Here is a 3,368-nt window from a genome sequence, read left to right as displayed (position 1 = left end):
CCGGGCCAGATCGCTTTCCGTGCGGCGGTATTCGTCGATCCGTGAGATCAGCGAATCCGCATTCTCAATTAAGCGTCGGTTATTTTTTATAAAATAATACAAATCCTCTACCCGACATTCTTTCGCGTAACTCTGCATTCGCTCACTCAGAGATGTGGACGAGGCGGTTGCCAGAGTTGCTTGCGCGCCTTCCTCAGCGCTTTTGATCTCGTACTCGACCGAGCTAATGATGTACTTAGAGGCCGAGCGGTATGCTTTCAGGGATTCAAGCATCCTGGACTTATCCCCGGCGTCCACCGCTAGTTGGTAGTCATTACCCCAGGTGCCCAATTGGTTCACGGCATCCAGCCCCGCTTCGTACTGCTTGCGCAGGGTCGTGTTCAGCCGGCCTCCCAGCTGCTTGGCTTTTGTGAAACTTCGGCGGGCGGCCACCGTATCCAACACGGCGAGCGACTGCTCGCCGTTGTACGCCCACTCAAACCCCGCCACGACGCGGATGTTCTCGTCTAGTTTCCTGGTCGTAATTTTGTCCAACTCCTGTAGGCAGGATTGAATGCGGCGATCCAGAATAGATACCTGTAGTGTTGGGTCGATAAGGCGGTAGCGGCTGTAGCTCTCCAGGGCTTCAGCGTAGCGCTTGGATCGGAAATAACGCTCACCGCTCAGAAAGATAGTTTGTAAGTTCTTCGTGACGAGCAATCTTTTCGTAAAGGCAGGAACCCCGGGCGCAGCTTCGTAGAGCCGTATGGCGTCATTGAAACGCCCGGCGTTCAGATGTTCTTCAGCCGAAATCCAGATGTCGTAGAGATTACGGTTAGGGAATCGCTGCCCCCAACCAAGAGTAAGGGTCAGCAGCAAGACCAGACAGGTTAGCAGTAGTTTTATTCGCATATCTCAGGTGTGTCTCGACGCGCCAAAATAGCCGCGTATTGGAAGTATTGATTGGGGATGAAATATAGTTCTGAACTACCCGCAGATCGGTAGCGGGCACACTCTTGCCGCGCCAGGGCTTGGTAACTGCGGCTCAAGCTGTCGAGACGGGCGTCGGTCACGTTGTCTTCCGGCGCGTCGGCTGCGGCCTGAAAATGTTTTATTGCCGAGTCATAAGACCCTTTCTTTTCCTCGGCGATGCCTTGGTCTAGGGAATGTTGGAAGGAAGTCACGACGGGAGAAGTTTTGGGAGGAAGCGCTTGATACACCATCAATAATGAAACAATTCCCACGCTGAGCGCCAGCAGTGACCAGTGCGTACTCGAAGCGTTAGCTGTTTTAACCGGAGTGACATCCTGCGGCGTGGTCAGCGGATCGGTTAGGTCTTCGTCAGTGGGCATTTGATGGACGGCAGGGAATTTCTTTTTCCAACTTTCCTTCACTTCTTGCTTTTGTTGAAAAGTGAGGGCGATGCCTTCATGCTTGCGATAGAAAACAATCAATTCCCCCGATTCAGTACGCCAAAATTCGGGTAGTTCTTCGGCCAAAATACTTTCGTGGGCGGCCACTGGCAGGGCGTCGATGAGCTCGGCGATTCTCTGCCGATCCGTCTCCTGAAAGTTCGTGGTATCGATTGGAGTCAGGAACTCTGAATTATTCAACTCCCACACGAAATAGCGACAATCGACCTCAGCGGACTGGCCGATCTTACGCAGTCCCTCAGTTTTGCCGTACCAATACAACTGTGGGTCATAGGGATAATCAAAGGTGTCGATCAGTACTTCAGCGCGTCGGTAGGCCGTGATGTCGTCGGCCCGCCAACGGTCGTTACGGGCGTTATCGTCCCGTAACAACCGCTCTTCCAGTTGGTACACTCCCTCAAAAATATCGCCGACACTTAACGACATGGGTCTGTGGCCAGTTGAATTTTAGAAAAACTGCTTAAAGGTAGAGAGAATAAAATTGCCTGATTCTACCGAATATACAACGTAAAAAGCGCAACCTGGCTATGCCAAGCTGCGCTTAACGATAAAGATTGAAACGAATGCAAGGTGACCTAGTCCTTCTTTTCTTTAATTTCCTTCAAATCCTTAGCCTGAACCGAACCACCAGGATACGTAAAGCTCAACCGCTTGCCGCTGTTGTCCTGCGACTGCTGCACCCCCGTGAGCGGGTAGCCCGTCGTGTCGTAGTTTGTATTCTTACCGTCGTCGTAGATGACAAGTCGATTTTCGTCGGCGTAGTAGGTGTAATGAGTGTCGTTTTGGCTGCCCTTGAAGGTCGCGCTGCTGCGGCCCGGCACGGCATGGCTTTCGTCGGCCACCTCGCGGGGCAGCTTGCGCGACAGGGCCGCCAGATCGGTGCAAAGTTTCTCGACTTTGGCTTTCAGCGAATGGTTGAACATATCGCCGACCATCGTCATGCCGGGCTGCCATTGGCCCATGCCACCCAACTCGCCGATGTTGAACTGCACCTGATTACCGCCCGTGGCCTGCAAGCCGTGCAACAACGTGGCTACCGTTCCGACCGTCACGCCGTGTTCGGCGGCGATTTCCCGTATTACTTCTTCTCTTGATTTTTCCATGATGATTTTGCGTCAAATTCTCGTTACGTCCCTTCTAATAAAGGAATTTATCACAAAGGTCGCAAAAACTACCGAGCCAAAGAGGATTTTGACCGACATAATGGCTGTCAAATAGGTAGTTTGAATGCCTATCTCCGGTAGCCAGAATAAAACAAGAACTCCTGCGCGGCCTGATCCGAGTAGGTGATGAATAGCCGGGGAGCCGTAATGTCGCGGGGTTTTGGGCTGCTGAAATCAGGAAAAGTACCCATGAAAAGTTTACCGATTGGCATGCCATCGCGGAGAACGAAAGTAGTATCCGCCGTGATACTCACGCTAACGCCGTCGAGTGTAGCGGTACTTTTAGAAGGAATATAGTCCGTTCGGACCAGCCGGAAAGTACCGTTTGGCTGCTTCGTGATGGTTAGGCTGGGAAGTTTACTGTCATCGGAAATAAAGACGCAGCTTGGATCGAGCAAGCCGTTGGTAGCATACTGGCCCTGTAACTGGCTGATGTCAGTGGATGGGGCAGGGGAGTTGTCGCGGGTGCAGCTTTGGACAAGAATGGCGAAAATAATTATCAGGGCTGTTATAGAGGCAGATAGTCGTTTCATGATATTAGCAGGTTTGTTTCCATGACTAAGAGAGCATCTATCTGGAAGAAAGGTTGGAAAGCAGCGTTTGATTTTTCAGAAATGCCAGTCACCGCCCCGGCTCCTCGAAAAGTCCCTTCTCCTTCAATTTCTTGAAAAACTTAATCTCCGAGAAAATGCGCGGTGCGCTTGGCTCACCGCTGATGACTCCATCGGCAAAAGAGTAATTCTCCATTCGGGTAGGCACTAAAAGCCCCTGCACATTTTTCCAGTCGAGGTAC

4 protein-coding genes are annotated in these 3,368 nt (G+C 51.7%); all 4 read right to left on the bottom strand.

Going from position 1 to position 3,368, the window contains the following annotated elements; genetic code table 11:
- Positions 1 to 891, bottom strand: an 891-nt coding sequence (locus tag ACEW8P_RS07280) for a hypothetical protein (RefSeq protein ID WP_373512430.1), incomplete at its 3' end; no start/stop codon positions are given.
- A complete protein-coding gene (locus ACEW8P_RS07275) occupies positions 882 to 1,838 on the bottom strand; it encodes a hypothetical protein (protein WP_373512429.1) in 957 nt (318 codons plus the stop codon). The genes ACEW8P_RS07275 and ACEW8P_RS07280, both read right to left, overlap by 10 nt.
- 149 nt (positions 1,839 to 1,987) lie before the next feature.
- The gene (locus ACEW8P_RS07270) at positions 1,988 to 2,515 is read right to left on the bottom strand and encodes a hypothetical protein (RefSeq protein ID WP_373512428.1); all 528 of its coding nucleotides are present in this window, start codon (positions 2,513 to 2,515) and stop codon (positions 1,988 to 1,990) included.
- Between the two features lie 128 nt (positions 2,516 to 2,643).
- Positions 2,644 to 3,108 (bottom strand): hypothetical protein, encoded by a 465-nt coding sequence (locus ACEW8P_RS07265; RefSeq protein WP_373512427.1) that lies wholly within the window; start codon positions 3,106 to 3,108, stop codon positions 2,644 to 2,646.
- Positions 3,109 to 3,368: the final 260 nt, after the last annotated feature.

The organism is Persicitalea sp. (assembly GCF_041751555.1).
GTDB lineage: Bacteria > Bacteroidota > Bacteroidia > Cytophagales > Spirosomataceae > Persicitalea.
This window is presented reverse-complemented; position numbering and strand designations above follow the sequence as displayed.